Source organism: Pseudomonadota bacterium (genome assembly GCA_016711215.1).
Lineage (GTDB): Bacteria > Myxococcota_A > Polyangia.
In genome coordinates, this window is sequence record JADJTL010000001.1 from 700,183 (window position 1) to 718,701 (window position 18,519).

Annotated in this window: 9 protein-coding genes; 2 read left to right on the forward strand and 7 right to left on the reverse strand. The window is 70.9% G+C overall.

Annotated elements, in window-relative coordinates; translation table 11 throughout:
* Positions 1–18: 18 nt before the first annotated feature.
* Positions 19–6,045 carry a PQQ-binding-like beta-propeller repeat protein gene (locus IPL40_02760; protein ID MBK8480087.1) on the reverse strand — a complete coding sequence of 2,009 codons (6,027 nt, stop codon included), beginning with the start codon at positions 6,043–6,045 and terminating at the stop codon, positions 19–21.
* Here IPL40_02760 and IPL40_02765 point away from each other — a divergent pair.
* Entirely contained in the window at positions 6,029–6,355 is a 327-nt protein-coding gene (locus tag IPL40_02765) for a hypothetical protein (GenBank protein ID MBK8480088.1), read from the forward strand. The two genes, IPL40_02760 and IPL40_02765, sit on opposite strands and share 17 nt — an antisense overlap.
* Before the next feature lie 278 nt (positions 6,356–6,633).
* Here IPL40_02765 and IPL40_02770 read toward each other — a convergent pair whose 3' ends face one another.
* From IPL40_02770 to IPL40_02795, 6 genes are all read right to left on the reverse strand, one after another.
* Entirely contained in the window at positions 6,634–8,937 is a 2,304-nt protein-coding gene (locus tag IPL40_02770; GenBank protein MBK8480089.1) for a lytic transglycosylase domain-containing protein, read from the reverse strand.
* Positions 8,938–9,058: 121 nt separating this feature from the next.
* Positions 9,059–9,544, reverse strand: a complete 486-nt coding sequence (locus IPL40_02775; protein MBK8480090.1) for a cytochrome c maturation protein CcmE — start codon at positions 9,542–9,544, stop codon at positions 9,059–9,061.
* 65 nt (positions 9,545–9,609) lie between these two features.
* Positions 9,610–10,728, reverse strand: a complete 1,119-nt coding sequence (locus IPL40_02780; GenBank protein ID MBK8480091.1) for an FHA domain-containing protein — start codon at positions 10,726–10,728, stop codon at positions 9,610–9,612.
* A 6-nt stretch (positions 10,729–10,734) separates the two neighbouring features.
* Positions 10,735–11,502, reverse strand: coding sequence for a response regulator (locus IPL40_02785; protein ID MBK8480092.1), 768 nt, complete (start codon positions 11,500–11,502; stop codon positions 10,735–10,737).
* 4 nt (positions 11,503–11,506) lie between these two features.
* Positions 11,507–12,910, reverse strand: a complete 1,404-nt coding sequence (locus IPL40_02790; protein ID MBK8480093.1) for a sigma 54-interacting transcriptional regulator — start codon at positions 12,908–12,910, stop codon at positions 11,507–11,509.
* Between the two features lie 221 nt (positions 12,911–13,131).
* Positions 13,132–15,720 (reverse strand): hypothetical protein, encoded by a 2,589-nt coding sequence (locus tag IPL40_02795; GenBank protein MBK8480094.1) that lies wholly within the window; start codon positions 15,718–15,720, stop codon positions 13,132–13,134.
* Positions 15,721–16,028: 308 nt separating this feature from the next.
* On the opposite strand from IPL40_02795, the gene IPL40_02800 reads away from it, so the two are divergent.
* Positions 16,029–18,512, forward strand: coding sequence for a protein kinase (locus IPL40_02800; protein ID MBK8480095.1), 2,484 nt, complete (start codon positions 16,029–16,031; stop codon positions 18,510–18,512).
* The last annotated feature ends 7 nt before the right edge of the window (positions 18,513–18,519 follow it).

Below are 18,519 nucleotides of genomic sequence, written 5' to 3' on the forward strand. Positions count from 1 at the left end.
GGGCGCGCTTGGCCCGAGCTAGGGCGCGAGGTTGAAGCGGAAGAGGGTGCCGGTGCTGGTGCCGACGTAGAGCATCAGGGCGCGGGTGTCGTAGGTGGGGCTGCCGACTGAGGCGCTGCCGCTGCCGACGGTCTGGCTGGCGAGGACGGCGCCGGTACTGAGGCTGAGCTCGCGGAGCTGGCCGTCGGAGCCGCCGACGAAGAGGCTGTCGCGCTCGGGGATGGCCAGCGGTAGGCTCGCCCCCGGGATCGGGTCGGCGGTCTTCCAGACCAGCGAGCCGTCGGCGTTGAGCAGGCGCAGGTGGCCGTCTGCCGTGGCGAAGAGCAGGCGGCCGAGGTGGCTGCCGCTCCAGAGCACGACCACGCCCGAGGCGATGGCGCTGCCCACCGCGCAGCTGGTGCCGAGCGCGTCGGTGGCGGTGCAGAAGGCCTGCTCGCTGCCGCCGAAGGCCGTGCAGCCGCTGCCGGTGGTGCTCCAGCAGCTCACGCCGTCTGCTGCGCGGACGCGATGCAGGCGGCCGTTGTTGGTGCCGACGTAGAGGCTGGTGCGCGTGGCCTCGGCGAAGCTGGGCGAGGCGTCGCTGTCGCCGAGGTTACGGCTCCAGCTCAGCGTCCCCGGCGTCGCGTCTCCCGCATCCACCGCCCAGAGCGTGTCGCCGCCGCTGAGGCTCGTGCTCGTGATGAAGAGCATGCGCGCGACAGCATCGTGAACCGGGCTGCCGCTGATCTGACCGACGTTCAGCGCGCCCGTGCTGCCGACGCAGGTCCCGTTGAGCACCCAGCGACAGGCGCCCGTCTTGGCGTCGAAGGCGAAGACGCGGTTCTGCGCGCCGCTGAGGTTGCGCGTGGCGAAGAACGCCAGGTTGCGCGAGGGCGAGACTACGGGAGCGGCGACGAGTGCTGCGCCCAAGGGCTGGTCGCCGGCGAGGCCGCTGTCGCCGTCGGTCGTCCAGCGCAGCGCGCCCGTGTCGGCGTTGAGGGCGTAGCCGAGGCCCGAGGCCGTTGCGGCGTAGAGCGTGTTGAAGCTGTCGCCCGGTAGCTTGCCCACCGGGCTGCGGCCCTGCATCGCATCTGCCAGCCGCGCCGGGCTGTAGCGCGGCACGCGCTCGGTGGGGCTGAGCGCGTAGAGCCAGCCGCTGTTATTGCCGGCGAAGGCCACGCGCTTGCTCATCACCGTGTTCGGCAGCACCGTCGGCGGCGCCAGGCTCGCGACCTCGGTGTCGTAGAGGATCGACGGCGCCCAGGGCGGGATGCGCCGTACGACCCTGCCGCTGGCGCCCACCGCGACGCCCATCGTCCAGTCGGCCGGCATGGTCACGGCCAGCAGCGTATCGCTGCTGCCCGAGCTCTCCTGCGTCCACGTAGTGCCGCCGTCGGTCGTGCGCAGCACCAGGCCGCCTTCGCCGACGGCCGTGCCCTGCAGCGCGCCGAGCGGGAAGGAGAGCGCGTGCAGCGCGCCGTGCACGCCGCTGGTCAGCGTGCTCCAGCTTGTGCCGCCGTTGGTGGTTTTGACGATGGTGCCGTTATCACCGGCGGCGAAGCCCGTCTGCGGGCCGATGAAGGCCAGCGCGCGCAGCGTCGCCGGTGTGCCCGAGGTGAGCATGCTCCAGCTCGTGCCGCCGTTGGTAGTCTTGAGGATGACGCCGCCGTCCCCTGCGGCGAAGCCCGTTTGCGCGTCGACGAAGCGCAGGGCGTGCAGCGCGGCGGCCGTGCCCGAGGTGAGGGCCGTCCAGCTCGTGCCCCCGTTGGAGGTCTTGAGCAGCACGCCGCCGTCGCCGGCCGCGAAGCCCGTCTGCGCGTCGAGCAGCGCGATCGCCCGCAGGCTAGCCGTCGTGCCGGAGCTGAGGGTGCTCCAGCTCAGCCCGCCGTCGGTCGTCTTCAGCAGCACGCCGCCATCACCGGCCGCGAGACCGGTCTGCGCGTCGAGGAAGGCCAGCGCCCGCAGTGTGGCCGCGGTGCCGGAGGGTAGCGCCGTCCAGCTCGCGCCGCTGTCGCTGCTCTTGAGCAGCGTCCCGTTGGTCCCGGCCGCGAACCCGACGGTCGTCGCCAATGGGAAGGTCACCGTCTGCAGGCTCGCGCTGATCGCGGCAGACGGTGCGCCCCAGGCCGTGCCGCTGCAGGCCCCGCAATCGCTCGGACACGAGCCGCAGGTCTCACCCGCGTCGCAGCTCGCGTTGCCGCAGGCCGGCGCCGCGCAGGCACCACAATCCTCCGCGCAGCTCGAGCAGGTCTCGCCCGGCTCGCAGCCATACTTGCCACAGGTTGTGACGCAGGTGCCGCAGTCGCCGGGGCAGAGCGAGCAGGTTTCGTCGGCCTCGCAGCGCGCGTTGCCGCATTGGCTCGGCGTACAGAGTCCTCCAGGTGCGCAGTCCGCCGGGCAGCTCGTGGCGTCCTCGAGCACGCCATCGCAGACGCAGTCGCCGCAGGTGGTCGTGCAATCGGCCGGGCAGGCGCCGCCCTGGGCCTCGTTTAGGCCACAGACGCCGTCGCCGCAGGCGCTGATGGCGACGGGCGACCAGGCTCCTCGGACGCCGAAGGCACCGAGTTGGCCCGCGCCGTTCGATCCCCAACACCAGATGGTGCCGTCGCTGCGCCGCGCGCAGCTATGGAGATCGCTGCAGGCGACCTCGGCCACCGTTGTGCCCATCGAGGTGATCGGGACGGGGCTGTAACGGTTCGTCGTCGTGCCGTCGCCCACTCTGCCCTCGCTGTTCGACCCCCAACACCATTGGCTGCCATCGTTGAGCAGGGCACAGGTGATCAGGTCACCGGTCGTCACGCTGACGACCGCGGTGCCGAGCGCGTCCACGCGCACGGGGAGGAGCTGATTGCTGCCCGTGCCGTCGCCGAGCTGCCCGGTCCAATTCGATCCCCAGCACCAGAGGCTGCCGTCGTTGCGCAGCGCACAGCTATGCCTCCCGCGCGTCGAGATCTGGGTGGCGGTGGTGCCGAGCGCCGTGACCTCGACGGGCCAGAGCCGCTGCATGGTCGTGCCGTCCCCGAGCTGGCCGGCGGAGTTATCGCCCCAGCAGGCCACGCTGCCGTCGTTGCGTCGGGCGCAGGTGTGACCGCTGTCGTAGACGTTGTAGTAATGCCCCACAGCGACCTCGGCGACGCTGTTGCCGACCGCCGTGATGCGCAGCGGGGTCAGGCGTCGGACGGTCGTGCCGTTGCCGAGCTGGCCATTGGCGTTGCTGCCCCAGCAAAAAAGCCGCCCGTTGGTCAGCCGGGCGCAGGTATGGGCATAGGCGGTCCTGAATTGGCCAATATTCGTGCCCAGCGTGGCGACGCGGACGGGGCCGTTGTAGCGGGTCGAGGTTGAGTTGTCGCCGAGCTGGCCGTAGTAGTTGTCGCCCCAACACCAGAGCGTGCCGTCGCTGAGGCGCGCGCAGCTATGCCCGCCGCCGAGCGCGATGCTCGTCGTGCTGGTTCCGAGCGCCGTGACCACCAGGGGGCTCATGCTCTGCCAGGGCGCCGGGCCTCCGAGCTGGCCGTAGGCGTTTTCGCCCCAACAGCGAAGCGTCCCATCGGGGCTCCGCGCGCAGGCGTGGCGATCGCCCGTTGCCACCTCGGCAAAGAGCGGGCGGTCGCAGTCTAGGGCGCAGCTCGTCTCGTCCTCGGCGCCGGTGCAGCGCCCGTCGCCGCAGCTCTCCTGCCGACAGTCTGCGGGGCAGCCCTCGCGCATCTCGGTCCGGCTGCAGACGCCGTCGCCGCAGTCGCAGCTCAGCCCCACCGAGCGCACGGGGGTGGATCGCAGCGCCACGGTCCCGTCGCCGAGCTCGGCCAGCTGGTTGACGCCCCAGCACCAGAGGCTGCCGTCGAGGCGTCTCACGCAGGCGTGACTGGAGAGCGAGACCTCCGCGACCGTGGTGCCGAGGGCGGTCACAGGCGCGGGCGTCGGCTGATCGCTCCACGCGCCGTTGCCCATCTGGTAGCCGCCACCGTAGCCCCAGCACCAGAGGCTCTGGTCGCCGAGCAGGGCGCAGTTGGCGTGGCTGCCCACTGCCAGCTCCGCGACGGCATTGCCTAGGGTCGGCACCGCTATAGGGCCAAGGCTGTCGGTGGTTGTGCCGTCGCCGAGCTGGCCGTAGTTGTTTCGACCCCAACAGGCAACGCTCCCGTCGATTTTCCGTGCGCAGGTGTGGTAGCTGCCCGCGCGGACCTCGGAGACGGCGCTGCCGAGCGCCGTCACCGGCACGGGGCTCCAACGGTCGAGGGTGGTGCCATCGCCGAGCTGGCCGTAGGTGTTGGCGCCCCAGCACCAGAGGCTGCCGTCCTGGCGCCGCGCGCAGGTATGAGCGTAGTTCGCCGCGACGTCGGCGACGGTCGTGCCCAGCGCCGTGACCAGCACGGGAAGCGTTCGCCTGACCGTCGTGCCGTCGCCGAGCTGGCCCGTCGCGTTGTAGCCCCAGCAGTAAAGGCTGCCATCGGTGCGCCGCGCGCAGGTGTGGTAAACGGTCGCCACCACCTGCTCTACGGCCGAGCTCGTCCCGAGCCCCGTTACCTGCACAGGGTACGCTTTTTCGACATAGGTGCCGTCGCCGAGCTGGCCGTAGAAGTTGGTGCCCCAGCACCAGAGGCTGCCGTCCTTGCGCCGGGCGCAGGTGTGGACCGAGCCCGTGGCCACGTCCAGGACGCCCGTTAGCGGTGGACCGTCGGCGCTTTCGAGCGCGGGTTGAGCGATCGAGCTGCCGGCTCCAACCTGGCCGAGCTGGCCGTAGCCGTTATAGCCCCAGCACTGCAGAGTGGTGTCGCTCTTGACCGCGCAGGTATAGCCACTCCCCGCGGCGAAGCGCCCGACGCAGCAGCTCGTGCCCGGCGCGCAGGTGGCGAAGCTGGGGCAGCGGCGGGCCGTCGCGTCGCCCAGGTTGAGGCCCATGCGCGTCTGCAGCGGGCCGGCGCCGATGTCGAAGACCTGGCAGCCTCCGACCTGCTGCGTCGGCAGCACCGGCAGCGCCCAGTCGTGGGCCCAGCCGCAGGCGTCCTGATACCAGCCGGCCACACTGAGATTGAGCAGCATTCCCTGCTCCAGGGCACCCGTCGAGGCCAGGTCCGGATAGGTATGGTAGCCGGGCTCGCATTGGTTGAGCTCGCTGCTCTCGAAGCTCAGACCGCCGGTGGCGTTGGCGCGGTTGTAGGGACTGACGACGACGCCCGTGCGGTTGGTCGCCGTCTTCAGCGCCAGCGCGGCCAGGTAGTCCGGCTCCTTGCTGCCCCCGCCTCCGTGCGTCTCGCGCGGGTTCAGGCCCCAGGCGGCGTCCAGGGCGTAGCCGATCTGCTGGCCCGCGGCGATCGGCTCGGGGATCGAGCCGATGTGATGCTCGCGAAACTGCCAGTGACGGTTCCAGACGTTGCCGCCCCAGCTCAGCTCGGAGAGGTAGATCGGTCGCGCCGAGAGCGTGCCGTCGCGGACGGCGTAGCCGGAGACGCCAGCGGCCAGCATACCCTTGCCGCAGCGGTAGACCGTCTTGCCCTGGGTGTCGTCCCAGCTCTGTAGACAGAGGTAGCGAAAGTACGTGCTGAAGGTCTCAGGGTTGGCGGTCGCCTCCGGGCCGGTGACCGGGTGCAGGAGAAAGGGGCGATAGCCTCGGTCAGCGCAGGCCAAGCCGATGGCCGAGAGCACCTCGTAGGTCACGTTCTGGTCGACGCCGCCGCCCGGGTTGAACTCGCCGTCGCCGTCGAAATCTTCATCCATCGCGACCGTCACGGCCGGGCAGGCCCCCGGCTCTCCGAGCGGGATGCCGGTGTCGCAGTCCTCGCCGCCATCCACCACGCCGTTGCCGCAGCTCTCCGGCACCGGGTTCGCGCAGGACTCGCGCACCAGCTCGACCTCGTCCTTCAGCACGAGCCAGCGCGGCACCGTCAGATGGGCGGCGATGTCGTCCTCGGTCTCAGGCGTGCCCTGGTCGAAGACATGGGGCAGGCGCGTCGACGGGCAGAGCAGCTCCGTCTGCGCCAGCGTGTAGCGGCTCAGGTCCGTCAGCGTGGTCGACGGGATGCGCAGCTCGCCGGCGTCGAGCGCCAGGCCCGTGGTGATGCTGTTCATCGAATTCATCGAATTCATCGAATTCATCGAATTCATCGAATTCATGGCGTTCAGGGCGTTCATGGAATTCATCGAATTCATGGCGTTCAGGGCGTTCATGGAATTCATCGAATTCATGGCGTTCATGGCGTTCATGGCGTTCATGGCGTTCATGGCGTTCATGGCGTTCATCGCGTTGGCCGCGTTGGTCGCCGCCCGCGCCGCCACGCCCACCTTCGGCCGCGCCTCATCGAATTGGCCGCTGCAGGCGGCTGCCAGCGTCAGCGCCGAGAGAGGCAGCCAGCGGAGCGCGCGGAAAGAGCGTCGGTGAGAAAACGTGAGCATGGTTGCACCTCGGTTAATAGACTGTAAGCGTCAGGCTTTGCCGGTGGCAAGAATAAATTGACAGCCGGATTACAGTATAAGAAATGATAGCGGATTTCTTCCGCCGTGGTCGCGCGGGAGGGCGCCGAGGAAGTCAGCCGATCAGCGGAAGGCCCTCGGTCGAGAATCCAGCGCTGCGCAGGGGCATATCAGGCGCGTCACAGTCAAACTGTCGTGGGTCGCAGGTCCGGCAGCGCGGGCCCGTCGGGGCGATCCTGACCGCCCTCAGAAGCTGGGTTCGGCGGCGTAGCTCCGGTCGAGGTGGTTGGGGACGACGACGCCGGCCGCGCCGCAGTAGGTGCGGCGATAGGCGGCGAGCAGGACCACGAGCTTCTTGGCGTAGCCGCGCGATTCGCGGAAGGGGATCTCCTCGACGAACTGGTCCATCGCGGCCAACGAGCCGCGCCAGTCGAGCCAGGCCGCGACGTTGCTGGGCCCGCCATTGTAGGCGGCGGCGACCAGCGGCAGCTGGCCGTGGAACTTGTCGATCAGCGCGCGCAGGTAGCGCGTGCCGAGCGCGATGTTGAGCTGTGGCTCGAAGACCGCGCGCGCATCGTCGAGCGCGATCTTGTGGGCGCTGGCTAGGCGTGCGGCGGTGCGCGGCATCAGCTGCATCAGACCCGCGGCGCCGACGGGCGACAGCGCATCCGGCCGAAAGGCGCTCTCCTTGTGGATGATCGCCCAGATCAGCAGCGGATCGACCCCCTCCGCCGCGGCGGCCCGCTGCACGAGCGCCTCGTAGCGCCGCGGAAAGCGAAGCTGCGCGGAGGCGCCGTCCGGGCCGGGGGGGGCGAGGCGAGCGGCGAGGAAATCGAGGTTGCCGATGGCGGCGAGCAGGGTGCCGAGCTCCGCGCCGAGGGTGTTGGCGGCGCGACGGAGCTCGAGGCCTCGTGCTCCCCAAAGGGGTGAGACGGGCTGCCCTGCGCCGCGCCAATAGCGCAGGGCCGGTCTGCGGACGGCGTAGGCCCGGCTCCCGCGGCCCTGGAGGGTCAGGCCGTACTGGAGCGCCGTCAGCAGCAGCTCGTGGCGCGCGTCCCCTTCGAGGCCCGCGCGCCACAGCAGGCGCGCGCGTTCGAGGCGCGGGAGCTGGGTGCCCCAGCGCGCAGCAGCCGCGTCGAGCAGCTCCGCGCGCGCGGTGCGTGTCCGCGTTGGGGCCGCCACGAGAACCTTGCAGTCCGGGGGCCTGAGCGGGAACTGAGCGAGCTCGCTGAGCCGCGAGAGCGCGAGCTGACCGTAATAGCTGCCGGGCAGCTCCGCCCATAGCTCGCGATAGATCGCGGTCGCCTGCTCGTGCTGGTCGAGCGCGGCATGCGCTCGAGCCTGCCAGTAGCGAGCGAAGGGTCGCTCGTCGTCGGCGGCCTCGAGGGTCTGCAAGCGCGCAATCGCCTGGCTCAGCGCGCCAGCGCGATAGGTCAGCCACGCCAGCCGGCGTTGGTGATCGCGGAGCGCGCGCCGTGCCGGCGCACGTCGCTCCCAGGCGCGTTCATAGTAGTCCAGGGCCTCCTGGTAGCGGCCATGGCGCGCGAAAAGCGCAGAGAGCTCGCGCTGCCCCGCGCGGCCGGCCTGTGTGCTGGCCAGGCGCGGCTGGCTGGCCAGGTCGCCGTAGAGGGCGAGGGCCTCGTCGAGGCGCCCGAGGCGCGCGAGGCAATCGGCGAGCAAGCGCCGCAGCCGGGGACGCCCGAGCGCCGGGGCTTGACCCAGCAGGCCCGTGAAGAGCGCGGCCGCCTCGAGCAAACGCCCGGCCTGCCGCAGCGTGCTCGCGATGGCATCGTCGATCCGCGCGGCCGCCTGGGGCCAGCTCGCCCGCGCCGACTCCAGCTCGCGCAGGGCGTCGTCGTAGCGCTTGTGTCGTCGCAAACGCTGGCTGCGGAGCAGGTGCTCGTGCAGGCTGGGCGTCGGCACGAGCGCGGGTTGGACGCGCTGCAGCGCGTCGAGCTCAGCCTCGCTTTCGGCGGCCGCGGCGCTCTCGGGCCAGTCCCGCCAGACCTGGCGCAGCCGCGTCGCCGCCGCGCGGCGCTGGCCGGTCGCGAGCTCGTTGCGCGCCATCGCCAGCTCGAGCGCGGCGCGCTGCGGATGTTGGGGATCGCTGCGCAGCAGCAGCGCGCGGAGCAGCAAGGCCGCGCGTTGACGGCCGAGCTGGGTCAGCAGCTCCGCCCGACGGAGCAGCGCCCGGTCGACCATGCGGCTCCCGGGCAAGGCGCTCGCGCGCGCAAAGGCCTGCTGGGCGGCCTCGAGCTCAGCGCTCGCCGCGAAGGCCTCGCCCTGCCAGAAGGCGACCACGTCGGCCACGGCAGGCAGCGCGGCCTCGAGGCCGGCGAGCGCCGTGCTGGCCTCGGCAGCGCGACCGAGCTGCAGCAGGGCCTGGGCGCGCAAGAGGCGGGCCTCGGGGCTCTCGACCTCGTGGGGCAGCAGCTCGAGCACCCGCTGATAGGCGCGCTGGAGCAGGGCCTGGGCGGCAGCATCGAGCGGCGACGCGCGGCCGGAACCCGGCGCCAGCGTGAGGGCGCAGGCGCAGAGGACGCAGGTCACGGCCCGATGGCGTGCACGTCGGCCTTCAGCAGTGCGGGTGCGACTCACGTTTCACGCGGCCGCGGCGGGCGAGGGACCTGCAGTCGCTGGCGCAAGGGGGCCGTGGGCGCCTGGCTCGGCCTTAGGTCCGGCCGACGGAGCGACGGGACAGCACCTGCGGCTTGACCTCGTCGCCGCAGCCGCTCAGGCGCTGCTTCTCGTCGTATTTGGAAGGGCACTTGGCCGTGACCGTGTCGGCGGCGAAGCGCCCACTCGGCAGCAGCTGCCCCTTGACGACGACCTCGGCGCAGTCCTTGAACGTATCGGGAACGAGCCCGCGATAGGAGACCTCGAGCCACTGCCCGCGGCTGTGCACGGCGAAGCGGTGGTCGAGCGTGCCCGGCTTCTTCTGAATCGTGCCGGCGACGACGTTGCCATGGACTCGCAGGCGGCGGCCCAGCCAGCGCTGCGGTTGGACAGTGACCTCGTCGACGTTCTTGAAGTACTCGAGCGCGCTGCCACCGCTGACCGAGCTGAAGACCAAGAAGAGGACGGCGGCGCTGATGACCCCGCCCGACACCAACATCAGCACGAGCGTGCGGCGACGAGAACCGTTGATGGACATCATGCCGGCAATCTAGCCGCACTCTGGCCTTCCGGCAACCATCGCCAAGCGATCCTCCAGCGCCGCGCTCAGCCGAGCGGGAGCGAGATGCGAACGCAGCGTCCGGCGCCGCGCGCCGGCAGACCGAGCTCAACCGTGGCGGCCAGCGGCAGGAGCGCGTACCGCGCGGCCAGCAGGCTCAAGGCCAGCGGCTGCCAGTCGGCCTCCAGGGTCGCGGTGGGGTCCGCGAGCGCGCGCCGAACGTCGGGCGGCACGGGCGCGGCGACGTCGCTGATCATCAGCACGACCTCGCCTCCGTCGAGGCGCGCCTCGACGGTAATCGTGGCGCCCGGCGGGCTGGAAAGGACCGCGTTCGCCAGCAAGGTCGTCAGCGCCCCGCGCAGCTGGCCCGGGTGCGCGCGGACCTGCAGCGCCAGCGGGATCCCCAGCTCGAACTGCACATGGTGGCGCGCCGCCTCGCCCGCCAGCTCGTTGACCGCGGCGCGCACCGTATCCAGCAGGGCCAGGGGCTGCCCCGCGACCCCTCGCAGCGCGCTGCATGCCACGACGGCCCGCAGCCGTTCCTGCGCGCCCAGCAGCTCGCGCTGCAGCTCGGCCTGCAGGTGCTGGGGCGGCGGCCGCTGGTCGAGGGTCGCGAGCGCCGCTTCCAGGCTGCGCTCCAGCGCTGGCAGGGCCTCGGTGCAGGCGGCGCCGAGCGACGCGAGCTGGTGCAGGGCCGGACCGAACCAGCGGATCCGCGAGCGGGGAGAGAGCGTCCCGGCGGCGTCCACTCGCGGGCGCAGCTCGTGGTGGGCCGAGGTCGTGCGTCGCCGTGTATTGCGGGCGTCGCCGAGCGTGACCCCGTCCTCGCCCGGCGCCACCTGCGTCGGCGTGGCGGCGAGGGCTCGCGAGGATTGTTCGAGCCTCAGCGCGAGGCTCAGGCCGAAGACCACCAGATCGCCCGTCTTGAGCTGCGCGGTCGTGATCCGCCGCGAGTTGACGAAGGTGCCGTGCCGGCTGCCGAGATCCTGCAGGTGTACGACGCCCTGCTCGCAGTGAATGGCGGCGTGCTCGCGCGAGACCGTGGGCTCGGCCAGGACGATCTCCGCCTCCTGGGCGCGGCCGATCACCTGCCGATGAACTGCGATCGGGAAATGGGGTCCGCTCGGGCCACCGAGCACGGGCGTGAGGTAGTAGTAGAGGCCCACGCTCGCCTAGCCGTCCCGCTGCGACAGTCCGGCGTTCGCTTCGTCCATCCGGCGCGCGCCTTCCATCAGCAGCTCGGTCGTTGCCAGACCGACCGCGTCCTCCATTTCGACCTCGAGCGCGGTGTACTCGAAGGTCCCGTCGTTCCAGCCGAGCATCGCGAAGACCGCCTCGCCGCCGACCTCGGTCGCGGGGGCGGCGAGCTGCGCGCCGATGACCTTGCCACCGCGGAGAAAGATACGCCCGACCGTGCCGTCGTCTGCCGTCAGCACGAGCACCCCAGACTTGCGCTCCAGATCGAGGATCGTCAGCAGCGCGCTGGTCCCGAGCTGCGCGAGCTTGCCGTGCAGCGCGACGTTCGGCGCGCTGTGTTGCCCAAGATCGTGGGCGATGCGTCCCATGCGCTCGACGCCGCGCAGGGTGCGCTCGATGCGCAGGTTGAGCTCCTCGAAGCGAAAGGGCTTAGCGAGGTAGTCGTCGGCGCCGAGCTGAAAGCCGCGAATGCGGTCGTCGGCGCTATCCAAAGCGGTCAGAAAGATCACGGGAATCAGCGCCGTCTTGGGCTGGCTGCGGAGCTGCCGTACGAAGGTCCAGCCGTCCATGCCCTCCATCATCACGTCAGTGACGATCAGCTCCGGTTCGAAGCGCCCGGCGGCGACGAGCCCCTTGGCGCCATTCTCGGCCAGCTCGACCGCGTGGCCGCCCTGGCGCAGCATCGTCGCCACCATCGTCCGGATCCAGGGGTCGTCGTCGACGACCAGAACGCGTGAAGCCATGGCGCTACTCGTCTGACGCGTCGCCGGCGTCGATGTCGTACTTGCGCATCAGCTTGCGGAAGTACTTGCGATCGATGTCGGCCTCACGCGCGGCATGGGAGATGTTGCCGTTGCTCTTCTTCAGCAGGCTGAGGATGTAGTCGCGCTCGAAGCCCGAGACCCAGCGCTCCTTGGCATCCTTGAAGGTTCCGTCGGCGCCGCGCGCTTCGGCGGAATGCGGCGCGTCGGGATGGCGCACGGAGTCGGGCAGATCCTGCACGCGGACGACGCCGCCCTCGGCGAAGGATACGGCGCGCTCGAGGACGTTGAAGAGCTCGCGGACATTGCCGGGCCACTCGTGCTCGAGCAAGAGATCGAGCGCGTCGCGGTCGACGTGGTCGGCGCGCAGCGAGCCATCGTGCCGGCGGTTGGCGCCGAGCTGCTTGAGCATGTGGTCGATCAGCAGCGGAATATCGTCGCGCCGCTCGCGCAGCGGGGGCAGCAGCATGCGCACGACCGAGAGCCGATAGAAGAGATCCTCGCGGAAGCGACCGGCCTTGACCTCCTGCTCGAGGTTGCGGTTGGTCGCGGCGATCACGCGCACGTCGACCTTGAGCGCCTTGCCGGAGCCGACGCGCCGCACCTCGCGCTGCTCGAGCGCACGGAGCAGCTTCGGTTGCAGGTCGAGCGAGAGCTCGCCGAGCTCATCGAGGAAGAGCGTGCCGCCGCTGGCGAGCTCGAAGAGCCCCTGGCGCGTCATGATCGCGCCGGTGAACGACCCCTTCTCGTGGCCGAAGAGCTCGCTCTCGATCAGGTTGGCGGGCACGGCGCCGCAGTCGAGCACCATCATCGGGCCGCTGGCCCGCTCGCTCAGCTGATGGATCGTCTGCGCCACGACCTCCTTGCCGGTGCCGGTCTCCCCCTCCAGCACGACCGTGGTGCCGGTGCGCGCGATCTTCTCGATGATGCCGTAGATCTGCCGCATCTTCAGGCTGCGCCCGACCAGCCGGCCGAGGTGATCCTTGTCGCTGGGGACGATGGGCACCTTCTCGTCGGCGAAGAAGAACTGCAGCTCCGCCTTGCCCAGCTGCACGGTGCAGCCGGGACGGAGGAAGGCCTCGCGGACGCGGACGCCGTTGATGAAGGTGCCGTTGGTCGACCCCTGGTCGATCAGGATGTAGCCGTCCGGCTCCTGAATCACGGTGCAGTGACGGCGTGAGACGGTGTCCTCGTTGATCACGAAGTCGTTCTCGTCGATCGCGCCCAGACTGACGCTGGACTGCTCGAAGGCCTTCTCGCGCACGATCCCGTTCGGGCCGCGATAGACCAGCTTGCAGCGGCGCAGGTGCAGCTCGGTCGGCTTGCCACCGACGTAGGCGATCTTGGTCGGTTCGGCGTAGTCGGCGAAGCTCGTGCTCTTCTCGGCCATGGCGCTTCCTGCGCGGCGTGAGCCGCCCCGCGCCCCCTCGGGCGGCGAGCGGCCACCGCGCGCGACGGTGGGGTCAACGGGCCGCATTGTAGCGGGGAGGCCGGCGCGAAGTCACGGGCCAAGCGCGACCAAGGGCCGCGATCGCGGTACCCGGGGGGCCTGGGTCGCGAGGCCCAAGGCTCGGCAAGGTGCCTGCTCGCCCCGAGGCCGACGCGCTCAGCTCAATAGGGGACCCGAACGATCAGGTGGCTGTCCCTGGTGCCTCGGTTATGCCGCAAAATCGGATCCGGCCGGCAAAGCGTGATCAGCTGCTCAGCGCCGACGGCGAGGTCCCAGACGTCCGCGCAGGCGAGCTCCTGCCAACTCGTTCCGCCCGTCATTGCCCAGTCCCGGCCGCCGTTTCTAGAGTAGTAGAGGGCCGTATGGTGGGAGGAACACCAGCTCGCGAGCACGTTCCGGTCGCTGGCCAACGAGGCGATGCGGCGATCAGGACAAGGGCCGAGTCCGCCTTTGGCACCGGCAATGCCGTGAAAGGTGGCGCCCCCGTCTGTCGATTCCGCGAGCCGTCCCCCCACGCCGATGAGGCGGAAGATGACGGAGGCGCCGCGTTTGAAGGCCTCCAGGCCCGCGGGATGCTCATCGCCCAGGGCCGCGCTCAGGGCGGCTGTGTCGTCGACGTAGTCTTGGGTCGAGGCGTCGTAGCGTAGCGCGCCGATGTACCGGCCAGCCCACTGTGTCGCGGTGACCAGCACTTGGGTCGACGCCTGGCCGGGAAGCACCCAGGCGTCGACGGGCGGCGGCAGGGGTGTGCCGTCGGTGAGCTCGGTCCAGGGCGGTCCGGCGGATGGGGGAATTCGGACCGGGTAGTCGTAGGCGCGGAAGAGGAAGGCGCTGGCGGGATCTTCGACGCTCAGCGCCAGCAGAGAGCCGGCATAGGAAGTCGCGCCCTCCTGAGTGAGGGCTGCCGACTGGAAGGCGTCGCTGGTTCGGATGACCGACGGGTCGTTGCCGGAGCCACGCCCTGCCCAGACGATCGCAATATCCGGCTGGGCCGGATAGACGCGCAGGCGCGCGACGTCACGCTGATGGGTGCCCAGGGTGGTGCTGTTGGTGAAGACCCGAGAGAAGCGAGCCCCCTGGTCGGTCGAGCGCAGCACATGCCACTCGGGGGAGGTCGCATAGAACGTCTGGCCGTCGACGCTGTCGAGCGCGCTGAAGCCGAAGGTGACGGGAAGACCACCACCGAGGGGGCCGGTGAAGCTCTGGCCTCCATCGCGGCTGACCCAGAGGCGCAGCCCCACGACCGCCAGCACCCTTTGTCCGGCGGCGTCGATTCGCGCGAAGCGGTCGAGACCGGAGGGAAAGCTGGCGACGGTCGTCCAGGCGGGATTGGGCACGCTCAGGCTGGGCGCCCGCTCGATCACCATGCCGCCGTTATTGGCCGCCTCGCGGAAGCGGAAGGCCGCGCCGTTCGTGGGGTTGATCACCGACTCACCCAGCGGTGCCGCGTGCCCGGCGCTGACCTGCCAGGTGGCGCCGCCATCGGTGGAGTGGAACCCATCGCCGTAGGGGCCGTAGCGGTCTGAGCTCCCGCCGCGGTCGACATAGGCGTGGCCCGTCGCTACCGGGTCGAAGTGGATCGCGGGCGGGAGGTCCTCGGCGTAAAGCGTCAGCGCCGAGCGCTTGGTCCAGGCGCCTCCAGCGCTCGTTTCGTAGATCCCAGATCGGTCGCCGTCGGTGGTGAGCGCCAAGAGGTGCTCGGGGCTGGCGGGGTCGACGGCCAGCGATCGGACGTGGGTCGTCATCGCGAGGGGGTCCGCGGCGACGGGGGTCCAGCTGCGGCCACCATCGGAGGACTTGCGCAGTTGGCCGAAGTCCTCCCTCGGGTTCATCCAGTCCGATCCATCCATCGCGCGCGTCCAGATGAAGAGCTCCCCGCTGCTCGCGGAAAGCGCGCAGGGGCCGCCTGAAAACCCGTCGGACGGTGAATATGTGCCCGGCTCGCTCACCGTCGGGCAGTCGACAGAGGGGCCGAGCGGGTCGATGCGCAGCACGAGGTCGTCGAGCGCCAGGTAGGCGGTGTGGTCGGAGGCGGGCGAGATTAGCAGCCGTGCCTCGTTTCGCAGCGCCCAGATCTCGGATCGTCGCTCACCCCCGCGGAATGCTGGTACGCGGCAGAGCACCGTGAACGAGGCGCCGTCGTCGAGGGTGCGCGCCACCGCGCCCCTATGATCGAGTACGTACCAGGTCGAAGGCGAGGCCGGGTCGATCGCCGCCTCGACGTAGGTGTTCGCCGCGCCGACGTCACAGACGTCGGCGAAGGTAACCGGAGGGCAGCCTTCGTCGGCGGTGCCATCGCAGTCGTTGTCGATCGCATCGCCGCAGGTGTCGCTGGCGGCCGGGCTCACAGCGTCGGCGCAGTCGCTCCAGCGGCTGCCGAGGCCGCCGGGCCCCGAGGTGCAGGTGCGCGTGCCGCGCTCGCAGGCGCCGACGCCCGCATGCTCGGCCAGTCCCGGGTAGCACGCCTCGCTCTCGCCCAGGCGGCAGTCGCAGTCGTCGCCGACGCCGGCCTGTCCGCTGCACGACTCCCCTCCGTCGTTCGCGCGGCTCCCCGCGTCGTCGGCCGCGGCGCTGTCGGCGTCTGGGGTCGAGCGGGCGCTGATCAGTTGTTGATCACCGCAGCCACCGAGCAGCATCCCGACAACGAGCAAGCTGCCCCAGCCAGCGGTGAAGGTCGTCGCAAGGCGCTTCGCCGGTTCCGTCGCGCTCCTCGGCTGGCGTGCAGCGTTCTCGCGGGTGGGGCTGGACATCGACTGCTGCTCCTTGAGGCGATGCGCTCCCGGTTGCGGCGGCCAGGTTGGCCGGCGTGGTCCCGCCTTGCGCCGGGCTTTGTGTCGCCTGCCTGTCTGGTCGTTGGGTGTAGCAGCGGAGGAGGCGATTGGAAGCCCCACGGCCGGTCCCCCGCGCCCAGCCTGGGTCTCCCAGGCCCAATCCGGGCGCTCAGAGCGGAGGGCGGGGTGAAAGCGCACGAGGCTTGGTCGTCGGGTAGCCATCTCTTCCCGGCTCGTTTGACGCTGCGCGGCCGCTGGTGGAAACTGACTCCCGGGGCGGAAGGTTCGTGCAGGAGACCTTTGGCAAGTACAAGCTGATCGAGCGGCTGGCCTCCGGTGGCATGGCCGAGGTCTTTGTTGCGACCGTCCACGGCGAGGCTGGCTTCAGCAAGCCGGTGGTGATCAAGCGCCTGCATCCGCGACTCGGCGAGGATAGCGAGTTCGCGCGGATGCTGATCGACGAGGCGCGGATCACCGCCCAGCTCACGCACTCGAACATCTGCCAGGTGCTGGACCTCGGCCAGGTCGACGGCTCGTACTTCATCGCGATGGAATACGTGGCCGGTGAGGACCTGCGCGCGGTGCTCGAGGCCCACCGCCGGCAGCAGAGCTTCATGCCCGTCGAGGCGGCGGTCCATGTCGTCAGTGAGCTGCTCGCCGGGTTGGACTATGCCCACCGCAAGGAGGACATGGAGGGGCATTCGCTCGGCGTCGTGCATCGGGACATCAGCCCGCAGAACGTGCTGATCAGCTATGAGGGCGAGGTCAAGGTCATCGACTTCGGCATCGCCAAGGCCCGCCAGCGCATGGTCGAGACGCAGGTCGGCGTGATCAAGGGCAAGTTCCGCTATATGTCGCCCGAGCAGGCCTCTGGACAGCCGCTCGACTCGCGCACGGATATCTTCGCCGCCGGCGTCGTGCTTTATGAGCTGCTCCGCGGTGAGCCGCACTCGCTGACCCTTCCCGACACCGAGGTGATTCGGCGGATGCAGGAGGCCGAGTTCGAGCCGATCCGACGCAGCGCCGCCGAGGTGCCGGACGCGCTGCTGCAGATTGTCTCGAGCGCGATGCATCGCAAGCCGCGCAAGCGCTTTCAGACCGCTGCCGACTTCAGGCGCGAGCTGCTCGTTTTTCTGGCCGAGCGCGGCGACGTCGAGGCGACCGGACGCCGACGCGGTGGGACGCTCTTCGGGCGCAGTGAGCTGGCGGCGCTGATGCGCAGCGTCTTCCCCGAGGAGCGGCGCGTGCAGCGCACGCGTCTGGGGGGCGGCGCCGGCGTCCTGAGGCCGGAGCTGCTCGTCGGCGCGGCGGCGGCCTCCGGTCGGGGGCTGGCGAGCGCGCCCAAGGTACCAGGGCCCGAGGCACCGCTGGTCGAGGCTGCGGCGGCCCCCGCGGCGGCGCCGGCGCGGCGCATCGACGAGGCCACCGGTGCGGTGCGCGCGGCCTCGAGCCCGGTGGTCAGCGCGGGCGGGAGCCCACCGCCGGCGACGGCGGCGCCCCTGGCGTCCAGCGCCCGAGCGCCGGCCGCGTCGACGGCGAGCGGCTGGCCGAGCGCAGGGTCGGATCGGATCGGCACGGTTCCCCTGGTGCTGGCTGGCGAGCAGGTCGTGCGGCGTCTACCGACGGGGGAGATGACGATCTCCCCCTTGCCCGGGAGCGGCCCTCCGGCGTCCGGGAACGCCGTCCTGGCGCCGGCCGAACGCGAGGCGATGAGCGCGGGCCGCGCCGCGCCGATGCGCGTGCTGACGTACGGTGGTGGGGGCGAGGAGGTGTCGGTAACAGACGCGACGGCCGCCGTGGTCTTGCCGCCACGGGCGGTGCGGCCAGCCACGCGGCCGGCCGATCGCCCGAGCGCACCCTTCGATGCGCCCTTCGATGCGCCCTTCGATGCGCCCTTCGATGCGCCCTTCGATGCGCCCTCCCAGCGCGAGCTGGAGGCGGCGAATCCGCGCGCTGGGGTCTTCTCGCGCCAGGATCCGCGGCGCGGGTTAACGACCTTCGATGCTCACGCCTCCGAGCAGCGGCGCAGCCGTTGGCCCGCCCCGGCGGTGGAGCGCAGCGCGGCGCCATCGCGAAGCGGTCAGCACCAGGCGTCCTCGCGCGGCGCCAGTTGGCTTGGCGGGTTCAGCCTGCTGGTCTTCCTCGCGGCGGTGCTGGGGACGGCCGGTTTTTTCGGCTACCGCATGCTCGTGCTCGACGAGGCTGCCTATCGCCGCCGCGCGCCGGCGGGCGTCGCCGACGCCGCGGCCGCCGCGCCCGCCGCGGAGGACCTGCCGGCCGACCTGCCGTCGACGGCCAGGCCGCGTGCCGTGCGCGGGGTCGGACGCCTGCGCGTGCAGAGCCGTCCGGCGGGCGCGGCGATCGCGCTTTGCGAGCGCGACACGGGTCAGCGGACGCCCGCGACCTTGGCGCTCGAGGCCGGGCGTAGCTGCACGCTGCGGCTCGATCATGAGGACTTCTTGCCCTTCGAGCTGCCCGTTCGCGTCGCGGCTGGCCGCCAGATCGCCGTGCAGGCGGTGCTGCGCCGCCGCTCAGCCGAGAGCGTCGCCGCCTCACGCGAGGCGGTGTTGGTCGTCACCAGCGTGCAGCTCGGTACGGTCTACGTCGACGATCGCGCCGTCGGACAGACGCCGCGCCTCGAGCTGAGGCTGCCGGCCGGACGCTACAGCGTGCAGATTCACTATCCGGCGCTCGGCATCAAGACGTCGCAACGACGCGTCACGCTGCCCGCGCGGGCGCGGGTCAAGCTGCACTTCGATCCGACGCCCTAGATCCGTG

Coding starts and splice junctions, on each gene's coding strand:
- IPL40_02775 (MBK8480090.1), bottom strand. CDS start 9,544: ATGATGTCCATCAACGGTTCTCGTCGCCGCACGCTCGTGCTGATGTTG.
- IPL40_02785 (MBK8480092.1), bottom strand. CDS start 11,502: ATGGCTTCACGCGTTCTGGTCGTCGACGACGACCCCTGGATCCGGACG.
- IPL40_02795 (MBK8480094.1), bottom strand. CDS start 15,720: ATGTCCAGCCCCACCCGCGAGAACGCTGCACGCCAGCCGAGGAGCGCG.
- IPL40_02790 (MBK8480093.1), bottom strand. CDS start 12,910: ATGGCCGAGAAGAGCACGAGCTTCGCCGACTACGCCGAACCGACCAAG.
- IPL40_02760 (MBK8480087.1), bottom strand. CDS start 6,045: ATGAACAGCATCACCACGGGCCTGGCGCTCGACGCCGGCGAGCTGCGC.